Source organism: Streptomyces laculatispora (assembly GCF_017353455.1).
In the GTDB taxonomy this organism is placed as follows: Bacteria; Actinomycetota; Actinomycetes; order Streptomycetales; family Streptomycetaceae; genus Streptomyces; species Streptomyces laculatispora.
The window spans coordinates 1-16,827 of the sequence record NZ_JAFMPZ010000080.1 but is presented as its reverse complement, the minus strand read 5'-3'; the positions used below and the strand labels follow the sequence as shown (position 1 = coordinate 16,827).

Genomic DNA, 16,827 nt, shown 5'->3' with positions numbered 1-16,827 from the left:
GCCCGGGCGATGGCGACGCGCTGCTGCTGGCCGCCGGAGAGCTGCCGGGGGTAGGCCCGCGCCTTGTCGGCGAGGCCGACCCGGCCGAGGAGTTCGTGCGCGGTGGCGGCGGCCCGCGCCCTGGGGCGGCCGAGCGCGGCGACCGGGGCCTCGGTGATGTTCTCCAGGACGGTGAGATGCGGGAAGAGGTGGAAGTTCTGGAAGACGAAGCCGATCCGGGTGCGGCGGCGCAGGACCTCGCGCTCGGGGAGTTCGTAGAGCTTGTCGCCCTTCCTGCGGTAGCCGACGAAGTCACCGCCGACGGTGATCGAGCCGCGGTCCGCCTTCTCCAGGTGGTTGACGGTGCGCAGCAGGGTGGACTTCCCGGAGCCGGAGGGGCCGAGGATCACGGTCACTTCGCCGGGGCGCACGGACAGGTCGATACCGCGCAGCACGTGGAGGGAGCCGAAGCTCTTGTGGACGCCGCGGATCTCCACCATGGCGTCGGCGGGACCCGGGACGCGGTCGGCGGCCGGTTCGCTCTTCGGTGGACGGCTGGTCGTTGTCATGGGGGTCCTCGGGCGGTTCGGATCGGGGTGCGCGGACCGGTCAGCCATCGGTGCCGGTGAGGCCGCGCAGGAAGGTGAGGGCGGCGCGCGCGGTGGCGTCGTTCTGCCGGAAGGCCGGGCCGCCGGTGCGCGGCCGGGTGAAGGCGCCGCTCGTGCGGGCCGCGGTGTTCGGGCCGAGCGCGAAGCGGCGCGGGTGCGGGCGTCCATCGTGGTCCAGGATCCGGCCGTCGCCGGGGTCGACCGCGAGCAGTCCGGTGGCGGTGGCGGCGGCCCCGTCCGCGTGCAGCGCCCGGAGCAGTGTGCTGCGGGTGCGTTCCGGCGAGGGGTCCGGCAGCCGGGCCTCGACCAGGGCGCGGGCCCCGATCCGTTCCCCGGGCACGGTGGCGCTGCCGGCCCGGAAGACGCCGTGGCGCTCGTCGGCCTCGACCGTCGTCCCGGCGCCGAGGAAGCGGACGACTCCGGCCCGGGAGAGCGCGAGCAACTGCCGCAGCCGGGGGCCCGGCGGACCGGAGGCGAGGTAGCTGAAGAAGCCGTGCCACCAGCTCCCGATGTCGCCGAACCGAATCAACTGGCCGTAGGCGCCGAGCAGTCCGAGGAAGACGGCGAGGTCCTCGCTGTGCCCGGGATCGTGCCGTCGGTCGAGGTCGGCGGCGATGTAGCGGCGCGTCGCCTCCTGGAGGGCGTCGTACGAGGGGTGGCGCACCCCGTCCAGCGGGTGGTCGAGCGCCTCGGTGTCGAGCCGGTCGGCGGGGTCGGGGACGGCCGCGGCGATCAGGGCCCGCAGATCGTCACTGCCCGGTTCGGCGGCCGCGTACTTCTCCTCGAAGGCGGCCCGGTCGGCGGTGGTGCGCTCGGGGTGGGCGGTGAAGAGCCGGTGGTAGTGGGCGTACCCGAGCTCTTTGTCGACATGTGGCCAGATGTCGCGGCGGAAGTCGAGCGGTCCCGCCCGGCTGAGCAGCTCCTCCGTACGGTCGGGGCCGAAAAACCGCGGCAGCGGCGGCCGCTCGCCCTGCCAGCCGTATCCGATCTTGGAGTGGTACGGGACACCGCGCCGTGATCCGACATACAGGACGGGCTCCTGGCCGGAGGGCACGTAGGCACCGTTCTCGTACCGTCCGCCGCGGCCCTCGGTGAGCAGCACCATCAGATCGATGAAGGCGAGTCCGAAGCCACGGACGATGACGGGTTCGCCCGCGCGCAGGGCGGTCAGATCACTGTCGGCGGTGAAGTCGGGCGGCAGATGGACGAGACCGTGCCGGTCCGCGAAGGCGGACAGCCTCTGCTGCTCGGTGTCCGGTTCGGCGTCCAGGTGGCCGATGGTGAGGACCACGAGGTCGGCGACGAGCGGTTCGGCGCGGCCCTCCAGCCGGACGCGCTGACGGCCGTCGGGCGGACCGGTGACGCGCAGGGCCCGGCCGCGGTGTTCGTGGACGGTCACCGAGGGCGGGAGGGCGGCCACCGACTGCTCGTACACCCAGCGCAGATAGGCGCCCTGCAGCCGCCGGCTCGGGAAGTCCTGCCCCCTCAACGTCTCGATCTCGGCGCGGAGTCCGGGCTCGGCCGCGTCACCGGACGGCTCGGTCCGCCCCTCGCGCACGTCCGCCGCCCAGGCGTCGAGCGCGGGCCCCGGCCGTACGGGCCCCTCCTGGCGGACGGTGTCGTCGGTGAACATGGTGACGTCCTCGGCCATGGAGTTCATCCACAGCAGCGGCGACTGGTCGTGGCGCCAGATCCGTCCGGCGCCGGGCGGGTACGGGTCGACGAGGTGCAGGTCCAGCGGCCGGTGGCCGTACAGACCGGGGGCGTTGGCGGCGATGCGCTCGACCAGGCCGGTGCCGCGCGGGCCCGCGCCGATGACGACCAGCGACGGCCGGCCGCTCACCGGGCGTCCGCGGTGCCGCGGGCGTAGTGCCGTTCGACGTAGTGCTGGCCGATGCCGAGCAGTGAGGTCACCACGACGTACCAGAGGGTGGCGACCAGCAGCAGCGGGATGACCTGGTAGGTGCGGTGGTACACGAGCTGGACCGAGTACAGCAGGTCCTGCACGGCGATGATGCTGACGATCGAGGTGCCCTTGAGGGTGCCGATCAGCATGTTCCCGGCGGGCGGCACGATGGAGCGCATCGCCTGCGGCAGCACGATCCGGTGCAGCCGCCGCCACGGGCCGAGGCCCAGGGACTGGGCGGCCTCCAGCTGTCCGCGTTCCACCGAGAGGATGCCGCCGCGCACGACCTCCGCCGCGTACGCGGCCTCGTGGAGCGTCAGTCCGATGACGGCGACCGTGACGGGGCCGAGGAGGTTCACCGTGCGGACGCCGAGTATCTCCGGGTAGAGAGCGCCGATGTTGAACCAGAACAGCAGCTGGACCAGGATCGGGGTGGACCTGAAGAGCCAGACGTACCCCCAGCCGACGGCCTGGAGAACGCGGTTGGCGGAGAGTCTGAGGACGGCGAGCAGCGTGCCGAGCGCGAAGCCGAGCACCATGACGAGCGCGGTGAGCCAGAGGGTGAGCCAGAGGCCGCGCAGCACCGCGGTGGTCAGGAAGTAGTCGCCGACGACGTCCCACTGGAAGGCGTCGTTGCGGATGACGGAGTTCAGCGCGAGGGCCAGCAGGGCCAGTACGGCGACGGCCGCGGTCCACTGGCCGGTCCGGCGTACCGGGACGATGCGCAGCCGGCCGGCGTCGTCGTCCTTGAGGGGCGGGGCCGGGAATGCCGGCGGGAGGGTGTCTGTCTGGGCGGACATACGAGGGCTCCGTGGATGCGGTGATCGAACACGGGGCGTGCCCTCGGCACGAACACGACAGCTTGGAACGCGACAGCTCGGAGAACGAGGCGGACCGGGCCCCTCAGCGCGATCCGCCTCCGAGGTAAGCGCTGTTCACAACGGGATGTCAAGCCTGTCCACACTGTGAGCCGTACCCGTGGGGCCAGTTGACGGACCACCGGATGCCTGTTCCACTTGGGCCATGCATTCGCAGAAGTGGCTGGTCAAGCGCTCCCACATCGACTTCGGTCGCGTGTGGTCCTGTTCCTGTTGAGCTGACCCCCTGCGTTTCCGCTTTTCTCCCGCTTCTTCCCGCGCCGTGACCGGCGCCTGAGCGTTTCTCCCTGCGTGCCCTCGCGTACGCGACAGCGCATCACCCTCCCCTCGCACTGAGTCCTCCGACGTCGCAGCACGTCTTCCTCCGCCCCGGCCGTGGGCTGCCTCGCGCTGCCCGGCGCCCGTCCACGGCCGCCGAAACTGGAGAACCTTCCCTGATGCCCCGTACCCGGCACACCGCTGCCTTCGCGCTGATCACCGCGGCCACGCTGGCTCTCACCGCGTGCGGTTCCGGCGATCCGGCGGCCGCCCCCGCCGGCGCGGCCGGTCCCGCCGCCAAGAACGCGATCCCCACGACCGACGTCGTGTCGGGGGTGAAGCGGGACAAGGCCGCGGCCGGCCTGCTGCCGGCCGCCGTCCGCTCCTCCGGAACCCTGAACATCGCCTCCAGCGTCGGCACCCCGCCCGGTGCCACCTACCTGGCGGACGGCAGGACCCTGGCCGGTACCGACATCGACTTCGCGGATGCCGTGGCCAGGGTGCTCGGCCTGAAGCCGAAACGGGAGGTCGCCGCGTTCGAGGCGATCCTGCCCGCGCTCGGCAGCGGGAAGTACGACGTGGGCACCGGAAACTTCGGGGTCACCGACGAGCGCCGCAAGACGATCGACTTCGTCACCTACCTCAACGACGGGCAGGGCTTCGCGGTCCGCGACGACAGCACGTTGAGCAGGGTCACCGCCCTGACCCAGCTCTGCGGGCTGACGGTGGGCACCGCCGCGGGCACCACGTTCGAGGTGACGCTGGAGGAGAACAGGCACCGCTGCTCCGAGGCCGGCGAGAAGCCGTACGACGTGAAGACGTACTCCGACCTGGCCGCGGTCTGGAGCTCACTCCAGCAGGGGCGGACCGACGTCGTGATGTCGACCATCAACGGGCTGCGGTTCGCCGTGAAGCAGCAGGAGGGTGTGCGCTTCCTCAACGAGTTCAAGCGCCTCGATGTCGGCTTCGCGTTCAAGAAGGGCACCGTGCTGGCCCCCGCCTTCCGGGCCGCGGTCAACAGTCTCAGGGCGGACGGCACCTATGACCGGATCCTGAAGAAGTGGGGCATCGGCGAGTCGGCGATCGAGACCTCGCAGATCTCGCCGCCCGAGATCAGGTGACGCCGGCTCAGCAGCCGCAGTCGCAGCCACAGTCGCAGCAGTCACACCCGTCACAGCAATCGCCGCAGTTGCTGCAGCAGTCGCAGCCATCGCAGCAGTCACCGCAGTCGCACTGGCTGCACAGGCCCTCGCGGCGCTGACGGCTCCACGGGTCGTCGAAGGTGCCGCAGCACATCTGGCAGGTGCAGGCGAGACCCGCCCACACCAGGCACCCCACGATGAGCCCGCGCCGGTCGCGCGGGGGCTCCGGCGGCGGCTGCGGCGGGCCGAAGGGGGCCCCGGGCCCCGAGGGGGCGTACGGGTTGCCCGGCGGCGGCCCGAACGCCCCCGTGTGCCGCCCTCCTGACGGATGACCGGCTCCGCCCGGCCCCGTGAGCCCCTCGGTCAGCGGGCCCCCCGACTGATGGGAACAGACGTCCGTGGCGAAGGCCCGGTCCACCGAGCGCCGCAGTTCGTGCGCCAGCAGCACATGCGCCAGTCTGCCGTCGGTGAACTCCGCGTCGCGCAGTGCCAGCCGTACGCCGCGCAGCGCGTCGTCGCACAGCCGCCGGGCCTCGGTGCGCGAGGTGCCGGTCGCGGTGAGCGGGTTCCAGGCGCCCGACGCGGCGTCAGCTTCCTGGTCCTCCACGGCATCCAGCAGATGCGCGAGGCGCCCGAAGAGGCGTCCCGCCTCGGCCAGCGGCTCGGCGTTCCGCGGCTTGCCCGCGAGTACGGCGGTGTGCGCGAAGGCCGCGGCGGTGGCCGTCTCGGTGGGTTCGGTGACCGTCAGCAGCGGGGTGCCGGGACCCGCGAGCAGTTCGATGCCGGTCTGCCGGTCGACGGCATCGACGAGCAACGCCGTGTCGAAACCGAGCTGTGCGCCGGTACGCGCCCCGGCGCGGTCCCAGCCCGCCGCCACCCTGCGGGCCGCCGCCGCCAGCGGGCGCCGCTTCAACAGACCGTCCCGGTCGGCGACATGGTCCCGCACCTTCGCCGACGCCAGCACCAGCGAGACGGCGGCCGCCAGCCTGGCACCCTCACCCCGCGCGACCGGCGCGGTCCGCATGGCGCGCAGCGGACAGGGACCCGCCGTGCGGCGCTGTGCGGGGGTGCGGTCGGTCTGAGCCTCCGTCAGGACCGAGACGATCAGGCCGTCATAGTTCGTGACGATCCGGGCGAATTGCCCGTGGTCGGATCGAAGTGCCAGACAGAGCCCGCAGAGATGGGCCATCCACTCGGCCTTGAGCCCCTCCGACAGCCGATGGGTGCAGGGCCTGACTATTCCGAACACGACGATCCCCCGGGTGCCGTTCAGCCGTGCGCCACGCTCGGGCGAGTGCGCGCCGTGCATCGTACCGAGCGTCCCGTTCACCCGTACGCCCCCCATGTCACCCGTACGGCCCGAGCATCATATTTTCTTTCTTCAGGGCCCTTTTGCAGGAGGAACCTTGACGAATCGCCACATCTTCTGCACCAGTACCGTCACGAACGCCCTGCGCGCCGCCTATCCCCTTGGCGCACGATCCGCATCATGGACGACCATAGGGGCACGAAAGAGATGCGGAACGCCAAGGAACCGCGGTGAGAGGAGGCGTCCATGGGATCGGTGCGCAAGGCGAGTGCCTGGCTGGGCCTCGTAGAGGACAACGACGAGCGGTACTACGACGACGACGAGTACTCCGAGGGTGCACGGACCGGGACCGGACAGGCCTGGGTGACCGATCCGCGCGTGCAGGTGGCGTCCGAGGCGGCCCAGGAGACGGGCCGCCGGATCGCCACCGTGACCCCGGACAGCTTCCGGGACGCCCGGAGCATCGGTGAGCTCTTCCGGGACGGCGTCCCGGTGATCATGAACCTCACCTCCATGGACTCCGCCGACGCCAAGCGCGTGGTGGATTTCGCCGCAGGGCTGATCTTCGGTCTGCGCGGGTCGATCGACCGCGTGGCCACCCGGGTCTTCCTCCTGACCCCCGCGGACACCCAGGTGGTCAGCGGCGAGGCCGCCGGCCGGCAGGCCGACGGCTTCTTCAACCAGAGCTGAGCGGGGCGCTCACCGGATCGGTCCGGCCGCCGTCCTTCACCGGAACGCGTCCAGGCCGGTGAGCGCCTTGCCCAGCACCAGCTGGTGCATCTCCACGGTTCCTTCGTAGGTGAGCACCGACTCCAGATTCGTCGCGTGCCGCATCACCGGGTACTCCAGCGAGATCCCGTTGGCGCCGAGGATCGTGCGCGAGGTGCGGCAGATCTCGATGGCCTCCCGCACGTTGTTCAGCTTTCCGAAGCTGACCTGTTCCGGACGGAGACTGCCCGCGTCCATCCGGCGGCCCAGGTGGTGGGCGAGCAGGATGCCCTTGTGGAGTTCGACGGCCATGTCGGCGAGCTTGGCCTGGGTGAGCTGGAAGCCGCCGATCGGCTTCCCGAACTGCTCACGGGTCCGCGCGTAGTCGACGGCCGCCTCGAAGCTGGCCCGGGCGGCGCCCATGGCTCCCCAGACGATGCCGTAGCGGGCATGGCTGAGACAGCTGAGCGGCCCGCGCAGACCGGTGACGCCGGGCAGCACGGCATCGGCCGGCAGCCGCACCTCGTCGAGGACCAGCTCACTGGTGACCGAGGCGCGCAGGGACCATTTGTGCCTGATCTCGGGTGCGGAGAATCCCGGGGCACCGGCCGGCACGACGAAACCGCGGATACCGGCGCCCGCGGTGCCCTCGTCGGTCTGCGCCCAGACGACGGCGACCCCGGCGACCGAGCCGTTGGTGATCCACATCTTGCGGCCGCTGAGCACCCAGTCCTCGCCGTCACGCCTGGCGTAGGTCCGCATCCCGGCCGGGTCGGAGCCGTGGTCCGGCTCGGTGAGGCCGAAGCAGCCGATGATCTCGCCGGCCGCCATGCCGGGCAGCCACTGCCGCCTCTGCTCCTCGGAGCCGAAGCGGTGGATGGCGTACATGGCGAGGGAGCCCTGCACGGAGACGAGCGAGCGGATTCCGGAGTCGGCGGCTTCGAGCTCCAGGCAGGCCAGCCCGTACTGCACGGCGGTGGCGCCCGCACAGCCGTAGCCCTCCAGGGACATGCCAAGGGCCCCGAGCGAACCGAGTTCGCGGGCCAGTTCGCGGATGCCGGGCAGCTCGCCGTTCTCGTACCACTGGGCGATGTGCGGCAGGACCCGGTCGGCGGCCCAGGCCCGGACGGTGTCGCGGATCGCGAGATCCTCGGCGGCCAGGAGGTCGTCGATGCCGATCGGGTCGCGGGGGTCGAAGGGCGGGAGTTTCGAGGACGGAGCGGTGGACATGAGGATGTGCCTCCGGCGGCTCGCACGGTACTGAGGTCGGTACGGGAACGCCGAAAACTAGCACTGGTAGTTACGGCGCCGTGCTGACGTTACGACTCAGTGTGCCGCGCGTCCAGAGCCGGTCGCCTCGGCGGGCCGCCGCGCGGCGGGGAGCGGAAGCAGCACCTTGGGCCGGTCCGCCACCGGCGCTTCGTGGCCCCGGTGACCGCGGGGATCCTCGTCCTCCCGGGCCTCGGCGGCCTGGCGGCCGTCCATGGATTCGCGGGGTTCGCTGAGCGCCGGCGGGCACTCCATCACCCGCGGCAGCCGCAGCGCGGCGAGCCCCCCGAGCAGCAGCAGAGCGGCGCTGACCAGCAGCGTGATGTGCAGCCCGTCGATGAAGGCGTGCCGGGCCGTGGAGCGCAGCACCTGGCCGAGCGGGCCGCCCAGCTGCGCGGCCACCTGATACGCCTCGCCGAGCGAGTGGGAGGCGGCGGCACCGGCCGAGGCGGGGACGCCCGCTTCGGGGAGCCGCGCGAGGCCCGGGGCGTACGCGGCGTTCATGACACTGCCGAGCAGCGCGATCCCCATGCCGGCGCCCAGCTGGTACGAGGTCTCACCGATCGCGGCCGCCCCGCCGGCCCGGTCCGCGGGGGCCTCGCTGAGCATCGACTCGTACGCGCCGAAGAGGGTGGACTGGAGGCCGAAGCCGAGGGCGACGAAGGACACTGTCAGCAGGCCGGGCCGGTCGTGCTGCCCCATCGCGGTCAGCATCAGCACCGCGGCGGCCGTCAGCACGAAGCCCCAGCCGACCATCCGGCGCGGCCCGATCCGGCGCAGGGTGTGCGAGCCGGTGGCGCCCGCCGCCATCGCGGCGAACGTGAGCGGCAGCAGGCGCAGGCCGGTCTCCAGGGGGCTGAGGCCCAGGACGAGCTGGAGGTACTGGACGGCGATCAGCTCCAGGCCGACCAGGGCCAGCATGGCGAGGACGATGCAGCCCACGGCGGTGGAGAAGGCCGGCCTGGCGAACATCCCCATGTCGATCAGCGGGTGCGTGCGCCGCTTCTGGCGGCGGACGAACGCGACGAGGAGTGCGGCCCCGATCAGCAGGGGCGCGAGCGTGGCCGGTCCGAGGAGTCCCTCACCGGTGCCCGCCCGCTTCACGCCCAGGACCACACCGAGCACACCGGCCGCGGCCATCAGCGCGCCGAGCACGTCCCAGGGGCCGTCGTTGCTGCCCCGGGACTCCGGGAGCAGCAGCCGGCCGATCGGAAGGATCAGGGCCATCAGCGGGATGTTGATCAGGAAGACCGAGCCCCACCAGAAGTGCTCGACGAGGAAGCCGCCGATGACCGGTCCGGTGGCGGCGCCGACCGCGGCGACCGCGGACCACACGCCGATCGCCACGGCCCGCTCGCGCCGGTCCGGGAAGACCTGGCGCAGGATCGACAGGGTGGCCGGCATGATCATCGCGCCGCCGACGCCGAGCAGGGCCCGGGCCGCGATGAGCACGCCCGCGCTGTCGGCCATGGCGGCGACGGCGGAGGCGACCCCGAAGAGCGCGTAGCCGAGCAGCAGGATGCGCCGCCGCCCGACCCGGTCACCGAGAGTGCCGAAGAGGATCAGCAGTGAGGCGCAGACCAGCGGATACGCGTCCACGATCCACAGCAGGCCGACGGCGCTGGGCCGCAGGTCCTCGGTGACGGCGGGGACGGCGACGTGCAGCACGGTCGCGTCGAGTGCCACGAGCAGCAGACTGAGGCAGAGGACGACCAGGACGACCCATCGATTGGCACCGTCGGCGGCTGCGCGCAGGCGGGTTCGGGCTGCGGTCGTCCCGGACATGCATCTACCTCCCAAAAGGTCCCTCGCGCTCGGCAGGCCCCCCGGGGATTCAGCGTCCGCTGTCCCTCCGGGCCCGGCATCGACGGGCGAGTGATGCGTCAGCGTACGCGAGTTCGGCAGGGCTACACGTGGCCCATCTCATACCGCCGACAGCCTCCGAGTGTGGTGTACGCCACTGCTTCCCGTCGGCAGGGCCCGCCCGGAGACCCCTGATGACCTGCGGAGACCGACCGTTCGGCGGCGCGTACGCCGGGCTCCGGGGGCGTCGCGGACCGCTCGCCGGACGGCGGGTGAAGTCGTCGAGTAACCGGACGGGCACCGTCCGTTCGACTCCCCGAAAGCTCCCGTTAAATGCACTTCGGCATCCCGTGCGCTTTTCCGTCAATATCCAAAAACCCTTCCGACACAACCGCCGAAGAAAGAGAACGGAAGGAATCCGGGATTCTTCGGAGGCTCAGGAAATCCAGCCGCGCTGAGACATAGTCCACATCACATCGTCATCACAAAGCGGCCGGATCGACCAAGTCACCCACTCACTCGCTGTAACGTCGATTGGGTGCGTACCGACATCTTTGCCCGCCTGGACCGGGAGCCGGAACCGCCGAAGATAGAGACACCGCGGATGAGCCGTCACCGCATCGCTCTCTTCGGCGGGACGTTGGCGTTCTATCTCGCCATCGTCATTGCCGTGCTCATGTCGTCCTGGCTGGTGACCCTGGACTGGAAGGTCATGCTCTTCCGGCCGTACCAGCAGTGGCCCGGGATCCATGCCTTCCTCGACTACTACGTCGTACTCGGTCAGCGCGGGCCCACGGCCGTCATGGTCGCCTGCTGGCTCGGCTGGCGCTCCTGGCGGCAGCACACCCTGCGCCCGCTGCTGACGCTGGGCGCCTCACTGCTGCTGCTCAACGCGACGGTGGGGGCGGTCAAGTACGGCCTCGGCCGGCTCGGCCCGCACTACGCGACGCAGATCGGCTCGGCCGAACTCTTCGCCGGCGGCGATATATTTCCGTCCGGGCACACCGCCAACGCGGTTGTGACCTGGGGAATCCTTGCCTACCTGGCCGCCACCCCGCGAGCCAGGCGCTATCTGTCGGCGATGTCCGCTGTCGTGTCGCTCGGGGTCGGCCTGACGACCGTCTACCTGGGTACGCACTGGCTCAGCGATGTGGTGCTCGGCTGGGCGGCGGGTCTGCTGATCCTGCTCGGCCTGCCGTGGGTCGAGCCGCTGATCACCCGGGCCGAGGACTGGATCTTCGCCGCCCGCGAGCGGCTGAGTGCCCACAGCAGGCTCGTACCTGCCCCGCCCGTCGCAGCGGGCGGTCCCCGGCCGGTCCCGGCCGGGCAGCCGGCCATGGGCGGGACCGCGGCCCAGAGCCCGGTCCGCGAACCGGTCGGCGCGGGCAGCCGCCAGGCGGCGGTGGCCACGGCCGCGGGCAGCCGTCCGCGCGCCCACACCGCACCTCCCGCGCACCAGGTCCACGCGGTGCGCTCGGAACGCACCCCGGTCACCCCGGCCGGCAGCCGCCGCCCGCCGCACGCGGACCGCACACCGCGCGGCGGCACGGCGCCGGCCCGGCCGGTGGCGGGCGGCTGACCCCTACGAGTGGCGGGGCCGTACGCACAGCCACTCCCCCGCACGGGTGAAGGCCCCGACTCCGGTCGGGGCCTTCACCCATGCGGCCGGGAAGCGTCCGCGCCGGTCCGGGGCGGGCCGGGGCCTCACCCAGGGCCGGCACCGGGCCGTACGGGGCCGTACCGGGGCCTCAGCCGATCCAGCAGCGCTTCACGGCGCCGCCGTCGACCTCGAAGTTGATCCGGCCGCCCCGGAACTCCATGGTGATGACGGTGCCCGGCGGCAGGGCTCTGACCGTGGTCCAGCCACGCTTGCGGGCCCGCTGTTCGGCGGTCTCGGCAGTGAGGCCGACATACGTGCCGGGTGAGTCGTCGGGCTGGGCGGAAGGAGTCGGTATGGGTGCCATGCCTCTCACCGTAGGCGGCCCCGGACGACGGTGGTAGCCGGGGCGCCGACCGGTCGCACGGCATCCTCACGTCCCTCACCGGTCACGCTTGTGTCACAGGATCACCACACGTGTTCCGGCTGCGCTCCCTCACCCGAACGGGCGATTCACAACCGGACGCACAGTAATCGCACTGGTCCGAAAATGATCAACAGGGAGGGCCGGAAAGCGGGTCGGATATTCGCTGCCGGGCGGCATCGATTTCCCTCCGGAATATCCTCCCGTAAGCAAGAGGACCGTCGGGAATTCATCCTTCCTTATCGCACCCTTATCTCATGCTCACAATATCCACACCATCGGACCGGCTCGTCCGTACGGTTCTGCCCGTATAGCGGACGACCCGAATCACCCGCTTTCCGGCATCGGAGCAGCCGCTGCCGGCACCGCCACCCGAGGACGGCACGGGCGCCGTTGCCCCCCTGCGGGCGCCGCTTCGTCCACCGGCAACGGCCGCATCCCACGCTCCGCGATTTCCTGACTTGTCCGTGTATCGCCGAACCGGCCGGCTCCCCGGTTCGATTCCGTTCGCCTTCTCGCGTGACCCCGGCAGCAGCTCACCCGTTGTCTTCTTCATGAGCCGGGAACCGCCCGGCGCACGTACCGAGTTCGAGGAGCCACCCGTGCCGCGCATGCTCGACGTCAGCGAGGACGTACGCGCCGAGATCGGCGACGCCGAAGCCGACCGGCTGCTCGTCGGCGACAACGCCCCCGGCAGCTACGACTGCACCTCCTGCCGCACCCCCGGCGACTCCGAGCTGGAACGCACCAGCACGGTGCTGTTCGTCGGCGACGAGACCGCGGTCCTCGCCTTCGCCCACGCGACCTGCATCCCCTCCCAGGTCGTCCAGGTCGCCGAGGAGCAGTTGCAGGGAGCCGTGCGCAGCATCACCGGAAACGAACAGGAGGCCGAGGACCGGCTGGGCCCCGAGCAGGCCGTGCTGGGGATCACCAGCGGTCTCGTCCTGATCGACGACGAGCTCCACCCGGCCCTGGTCGTCGAACCGACCGGGCCGATCGCCCGGCCCGGCACGGACGGCAGCGGCGGCGACGAGTTCCTGCAGCTGCTGCTGGAGCAGGGCTTCCACCCGGTCCAGCGGATGGATCAGGTCCCCGAGGTGCTGCACGGCTGGTCGATCCTGCTCGCCATGGGACAGCTGCACGCGGTGCTCCAGCCGGGCACCGGCGGTGGCGCCCCGGTGGCCTGGTGGCAGGCCCACGCGCCCCTCCAGGTGACCGAGGGCTGGCGGACCGCGGCCAACAAGTCGCAGACCGTGCTCCTCTACGCCGCCCCGGCCGGTTCGATCGGCCAGCAGCCCCGCGAGGACCTGCTGCGCGATGCGCTGGAGAAGGCCTCGGCGGGCGGAATCCTGGTCGCGGCGGCGATGCCGCTGGCCGGTACCTGATCGTGTCCGCGCACCCCGGGCTCCCTTGGCGAACAGCTATTTCTCCGGCGGGCCCGCATCCGACGGGCGGTGGGGTCGTTGGCACATACGTGCACTCATACGACCCCTCCCACCAGCGTCCGAGCCCGATCCCTGCCATGCGTCCCGCGCAGGACCCATCGGGTGGCCCGTCCCGCACCCCGATCTACGACGCGCTGTACTCCGAGTACCGCCGGTCGTTCAGGGCGTTGCCGGGTGACCGGAGCGGGGAGGAGAGCCTGGGGCTTCCGAGTTTCGGCAGCGGGTTCTTCGGCTCCCGCGCCCCGCTGAGCGGCCACTCGGCTCACGGCGGAGCGGGTGCGTCCGGTGGAACGGGCGGGGCCGCCGGGCACGGCAGCGGCAGCCCCGGTACGCACACCGGGAGTCTCGGCTCCTGGAAGCGGGTGGGGCGGCACGCGGGCCGGGTCCAGGCCGCGCTGCCGCCGGGCTCCCGCGGAGCCTGACCGCACGACGGAGCCCCGGACCACTCGTTCTCCGAGTGGTCCGGGGCTCCGTCGTGTCCGGGGCTCCGTGAAGCCCGGAGCGCGGTCCGGGCGCTCGTGCGCCGGGACCGCGTCATCTGCTGCCTACTTGTTGCGGCCGCGCTTCTCGCGGACCCGCACCGAGATGTGGATCGGAGTGCCCTCGAAGCCGAACTCCTCGCGCAGCCGGCGCTCGACGAAGCGCCGGTAGCCGTGCTCCAGGAAGCCCGAGGCGAAGAGCACGAACCGCGGCGGCTTGGTGCCCGCCTGGGTGCCGAAGAGGATACGGGGCTGCTTGCCGCCGCGGATCGGGTGCGGGTGGGAGGCGACGATCTCGCCGAGGAACGCGTTCAGCCGGCCCGTCGGAACACGGGTCTCCCAGCCGTCCAGCGCGGTCTCGATCGCCGGGACCAGCTTCTCCATGTGGCGGCCGGTGAGGGCCGAGACATTGACCCGCGGGGCCCACGCGACCTGCGCCAGCTCCGTCTCGATCTCGCGCTCCAGGTAGTAGCGGCGCTCTTCGTCGAGGGTGTCCCACTTGTTGAAGGCGACGACGATCGCACGGCCGGCCTCGACGGCCATGGTCACGATGCGCTGGTCCTGGACGCTGATCGACTCACTGGAGTCGATCAGGATCACGGCGACCTCGGCCTTCTCCACGGCGGCCGCGGTACGCAGCGAGGCGTAGTAGTCCGCGCCCTCCTGGAGGTGGACCCGGCGCCGGATACCGGCCGTGTCGATGAACTTCCAGGTGATGCCGCCGAGCGTGATCAGCTCGTCGACCGGGTCACGGGTGGTGCCGGCCTGCTCGTTGACGACGACCCGGTCCTCGTTGGCCACCTTGTTCAGCAGCGAGGACTTGCCGACGTTGGGACGGCCGATCAGCGCGATGCGGCGCGGGCCGCCGACGGCGGTGCCGAACGACTGCGCGGGCGCCTCGGGGAGCGCCTCCAGGACAGCGTCCAGCATGTCGCCGGTGCCGCGGCCGTGCAGCGAGGAGACCGGGTGCGGCTGGCCGAGGCCGAGCGACCAGAGCGCGGTGGCGTCCGCCTCGCCGCTCTGTCCGTCGACCTTGTTGGCGCAGAGCACGACGGGCTTGCCGGACCGGCGCAGCAGCTTGACGACGGCCTCGTCGGTGTCGGTGGCACCGACGGTGGAGTCGACGACGAAGACGACCGCGTCGGCCATCTCGATCGCGTACTCGGCCTGTGCGGCGACGGAGGCGTCCAGCCCCAGCACGTCCTGCTCCCAGCCGCCGGTGTCGACGACCTTGAAGCGGCGGCCCGCCCATTCGGCCTCGTAGCTGACGCGGTCACGGGTGACGCCGGGCTTGTCCTGGACGACGGCCTCACGACGGCCGATGATCCGGTTCACCAGCGTCGACTTGCCGACGTTGGGGCGGCCGACGACGGCGAGAGCGGGAAGCGGTCCGTGACCGGCCTCACCGATGGCGCCCTCGACGTCCTCGGGGTCGAACCCCTCCTGCGCGGCGAGCTCCATGAACTCCGCGTACTCGGCATCGCCAAGCGCTCCGTGCTCGTGGTCCGAGCCGCCGGAGTGAATCTGGTCGTTCATGAAGTCCGTTCCTCTTTGCATCATCATCGATGGACCACGCAGCACGCGGTCCACTACTCAAGTCTTACTCAGCACGCCCGGTGAGGCGTCTGGCCTGCTCCAGGTGGCCGGTCAGCCGTCCCTGGATGCGCAACGTCGCCTCGTCCAGCGCCTTGCGCGTGCGTCGTACGCTGCCGCCCCTGTCCGAGCTCCGCGCACCTTCTTGCGCTTCGAACGCCTCCCCGAAGACGACATCGACGCGGCTGCGCAGCGGCGGCAGAGCCGATATCAGCCGTCCGCGCCGCTCGGTGCTTCCCAGGACCGCCACGGGCACGATCGGCGCCCCGCTGCGTACCGCGAAGTACGCGAGCCCGGCGCGCAGCGAGGCGAAGTCTCCTTCGCCCCTGGTGCCCTCGGGGAAGATCCCGAGCACCCCACCGTCCCCCAGCACGCCGAGGGCGTGGGTGATGGCGGTGCGGTCGGCGGTCGTCCGGTCCACCTTCAGCTGTCCGATTCCGCGCAGGAACGGGTCGAGGGGGCCGACGAACGCCTCTTTCTTGATCAGGAAGTGGACGGGCCGGGGCGCGGTGCCCATCAGCATCGGACCGTCGACGTTGTGCGAGTGGTTCACCGCGAGTATGACGGGTCCCGAGGCGGGGACCCGCCACGCGCCGAGCACTCGGGGCCTGAACAGCCCGTACATCAGCCCGATCCCGATGCCGCGCCCGACCGCCGCTCCGCGCAGGGTGGGCGCGCCCGTGGCTGGGCTCACTTCGCGGCCTGCTTCTCCCCGACGAGGGTGACGACGCACTCGATGACCTGCTGGAGGGTCAGCTCGGTGGTGTCCACCTCCACGGCGTCGTCCGCCTTGGCGAGCGGAGAGGTCTTGCGGCCGGAGTCCGCGGCGTCGCGCTTGATCAGCGCCTCCTTGGTGGCGGCGAGATCGGAGCCCTTCACCTCTCCGCTGCGGCGGGCGGCACGCGCCTCCGGCGAAGCGGTCAGGAAGATCTTGATGTCGGCGTCGGGCAGCACGGTCGTGCCGATGTCCCGGCCCTCGACCACGATGCCCTTCTCCGCGCTCTCGGCGATGGTGCGCTGCAGCTCGGTGATCCGGGTGCGCACCTCGGGGACGGCGCTGACGGCGCTGACCTTGGAGGTGACCTCCTGCGTACGGATCGGGCCGGAGGCGTCCTCACCGTCGACGGTGATCGTCGGGCCGGTGGGGTCGGTGCCGGAGACGATGACGGGCTTGGCGGCCGCGGTGGCCACCTCCATCGCGTCCTGCACGTCGATGCCGTTGTTCAGCATCCACCAGGTGATCGCCCGGTACTGGGCACCGGTGTCCAGATAGCTCAGGCCGAGCTGGGTGGCGACGGCCTTGGACGTGCTGGACTTGCCGGTGCCGGAGGGCCCGTCGATGGCGACGATCACTGCGGCCGGGGCGGTCCGGGCGGCGGCGCTTACGGTTTCCACGGTGGTGGACACCTTCCTGGTACACGGGGTGGGC

At 71.5% G+C, this 16,827-nt stretch carries 15 protein-coding genes; 5 read left to right on the top strand and 10 right to left on the bottom strand.

Going from position 1 to position 16,827, the window contains the following annotated elements:
* The 3 genes from J1C73_RS04155 to J1C73_RS04145 form a co-directional block, all read right to left on the bottom strand.
* A partial coding sequence (locus J1C73_RS04155; protein ID WP_207315125.1) for an amino acid ABC transporter ATP-binding protein occupies positions 1 to 479 on the bottom strand: 479 nt, incomplete at its 3' end.
* 109 nt (positions 480 to 588) lie between these two features.
* On the bottom strand, positions 589 to 2,430 hold the full coding sequence (locus J1C73_RS04150; protein WP_207315123.1) for an FAD/NAD(P)-binding protein: 1,842 nt from the start codon (positions 2,428 to 2,430) through the stop codon (positions 589 to 591).
* Entirely contained in the window at positions 2,427 to 3,293 is an 867-nt protein-coding gene (locus J1C73_RS04145; protein WP_124286468.1) for an amino acid ABC transporter permease, read from the bottom strand. Before J1C73_RS04145 ends, J1C73_RS04150 begins: the two co-directional genes overlap by 4 nt.
* A 515-nt stretch (positions 3,294 to 3,808) precedes the next feature.
* Here J1C73_RS04145 and J1C73_RS04140 point away from each other — a divergent pair.
* Positions 3,809 to 4,750, top strand: coding sequence for an ABC transporter substrate-binding protein (locus tag J1C73_RS04140; RefSeq protein ID WP_207315122.1), 942 nt, complete (start codon positions 3,809 to 3,811; stop codon positions 4,748 to 4,750).
* 7 nt (positions 4,751 to 4,757) lie between these two features.
* Here J1C73_RS04140 and J1C73_RS04135 read toward each other — a convergent pair whose 3' ends face one another.
* Complete coding sequence (locus J1C73_RS04135) at positions 4,758 to 6,080, bottom strand: DUF5685 family protein (protein WP_242643695.1); 1,323 nt, start codon at positions 6,078 to 6,080, stop codon at positions 4,758 to 4,760.
* 246 nt (positions 6,081 to 6,326) lie between these two features.
* On the opposite strand from J1C73_RS04135, the gene J1C73_RS04130 reads away from it, so the two are divergent.
* Positions 6,327 to 6,770, top strand: a complete 444-nt coding sequence (locus J1C73_RS04130; RefSeq protein ID WP_207315121.1) for a cell division protein SepF — start codon at positions 6,327 to 6,329, stop codon at positions 6,768 to 6,770.
* A 36-nt stretch (positions 6,771 to 6,806) separates the two neighbouring features.
* Here J1C73_RS04130 and J1C73_RS04125 read toward each other — a convergent pair whose 3' ends face one another.
* Positions 6,807 to 8,018 (bottom strand): acyl-CoA dehydrogenase family protein, encoded by a 1,212-nt coding sequence (locus J1C73_RS04125; RefSeq protein ID WP_207315120.1) that lies wholly within the window; start codon positions 8,016 to 8,018, stop codon positions 6,807 to 6,809.
* A 96-nt stretch (positions 8,019 to 8,114) separates the two neighbouring features.
* Positions 8,115 to 9,842 (bottom strand): MFS transporter, encoded by a 1,728-nt coding sequence (locus J1C73_RS04120; RefSeq protein WP_207315119.1) that lies wholly within the window; start codon positions 9,840 to 9,842, stop codon positions 8,115 to 8,117.
* Positions 9,843 to 10,398: 556 nt separating this feature from the next.
* On the opposite strand from J1C73_RS04120, the gene J1C73_RS04115 reads away from it, so the two are divergent.
* Positions 10,399 to 11,439 carry a phosphatase PAP2 family protein gene (locus J1C73_RS04115; RefSeq protein WP_207315118.1) on the top strand — a complete coding sequence of 347 codons (1,041 nt, stop codon included), beginning with the start codon at positions 10,399 to 10,401 and terminating at the stop codon, positions 11,437 to 11,439.
* A gap of 169 nt (positions 11,440 to 11,608) precedes the next feature.
* Here J1C73_RS04115 and J1C73_RS04110 read toward each other — a convergent pair whose 3' ends face one another.
* Positions 11,609 to 11,824 (bottom strand): I78 family peptidase inhibitor, encoded by a 216-nt coding sequence (locus tag J1C73_RS04110; protein ID WP_207315117.1) that lies wholly within the window; start codon positions 11,822 to 11,824, stop codon positions 11,609 to 11,611.
* Between the two features lie 659 nt (positions 11,825 to 12,483).
* On the opposite strand from J1C73_RS04110, the gene J1C73_RS04105 reads away from it, so the two are divergent.
* Together J1C73_RS04105 and J1C73_RS04100 are read left to right on the top strand one after the other, a co-directional pair.
* Positions 12,484 to 13,266 (top strand): DUF8842 C-terminal domain-containing protein, encoded by a 783-nt coding sequence (locus J1C73_RS04105; protein ID WP_207315116.1) that lies wholly within the window; start codon positions 12,484 to 12,486, stop codon positions 13,264 to 13,266.
* A 137-nt stretch (positions 13,267 to 13,403) separates the two neighbouring features.
* The gene (locus tag J1C73_RS04100) at positions 13,404 to 13,748 is read left to right on the top strand and encodes a hypothetical protein (RefSeq protein WP_123468933.1); all 345 of its coding nucleotides are present in this window, start codon (positions 13,404 to 13,406) and stop codon (positions 13,746 to 13,748) included.
* A 123-nt stretch (positions 13,749 to 13,871) separates the two neighbouring features.
* Here the strand turns inward: J1C73_RS04100 and der are convergent, their stop codons facing one another.
* The 3 genes from der to cmk form a co-directional block, all read right to left on the bottom strand.
* Positions 13,872 to 15,341: a ribosome biogenesis GTPase Der gene (gene der / locus J1C73_RS04095; RefSeq protein WP_123468935.1), complete on the bottom strand. Its 1,470-nt coding sequence runs from the start codon at positions 15,339 to 15,341 to the stop codon at positions 13,872 to 13,874.
* A 64-nt stretch (positions 15,342 to 15,405) separates the two neighbouring features.
* Entirely contained in the window at positions 15,406 to 16,092 is a 687-nt protein-coding gene (locus J1C73_RS04090; RefSeq protein ID WP_207315115.1) for a lysophospholipid acyltransferase family protein, read from the bottom strand.
* Complete coding sequence (cmk, locus tag J1C73_RS04085) at positions 16,089 to 16,805, bottom strand: (d)CMP kinase (protein ID WP_123468938.1); 717 nt, start codon at positions 16,803 to 16,805, stop codon at positions 16,089 to 16,091. Before cmk ends, J1C73_RS04090 begins: the two co-directional genes overlap by 4 nt.
* Between the last annotated feature and the right edge of the window lie 22 nt (positions 16,806 to 16,827).

Bases quoted from the DNA above. Each gene is read 5' to 3' on its own strand.
- J1C73_RS04145 (WP_124286468.1), bottom strand. From the start codon at position 3,293: ATGTCCGCCCAGACAGACACCCTCCCGCCGGCATTCCCGGCCCCGCCC.
- J1C73_RS04140 (WP_207315122.1), top strand. From the start codon at position 3,809: ATGCCCCGTACCCGGCACACCGCTGCCTTCGCGCTGATCACCGCGGCC.
- J1C73_RS04135 (WP_242643695.1), bottom strand. From the start codon at position 6,080: ATGCACGGCGCGCACTCGCCCGAGCGTGGCGCACGGCTGAACGGCACC.
- J1C73_RS04130 (WP_207315121.1), top strand. From the start codon at position 6,327: ATGGGATCGGTGCGCAAGGCGAGTGCCTGGCTGGGCCTCGTAGAGGAC.
- J1C73_RS04125 (WP_207315120.1), bottom strand. From the start codon at position 8,018: ATGTCCACCGCTCCGTCCTCGAAACTCCCGCCCTTCGACCCCCGCGAC.
- J1C73_RS04120 (WP_207315119.1), bottom strand. From the start codon at position 9,842: ATGTCCGGGACGACCGCAGCCCGAACCCGCCTGCGCGCAGCCGCCGAC.
- J1C73_RS04110 (WP_207315117.1), bottom strand. From the start codon at position 11,824: ATGGCACCCATACCGACTCCTTCCGCCCAGCCCGACGACTCACCCGGC.
- J1C73_RS04100 (WP_123468933.1), top strand. From the start codon at position 13,404: ATGCGTCCCGCGCAGGACCCATCGGGTGGCCCGTCCCGCACCCCGATC.
- der (WP_123468935.1), bottom strand. From the start codon at position 15,341: ATGAACGACCAGATTCACTCCGGCGGCTCGGACCACGAGCACGGAGCG.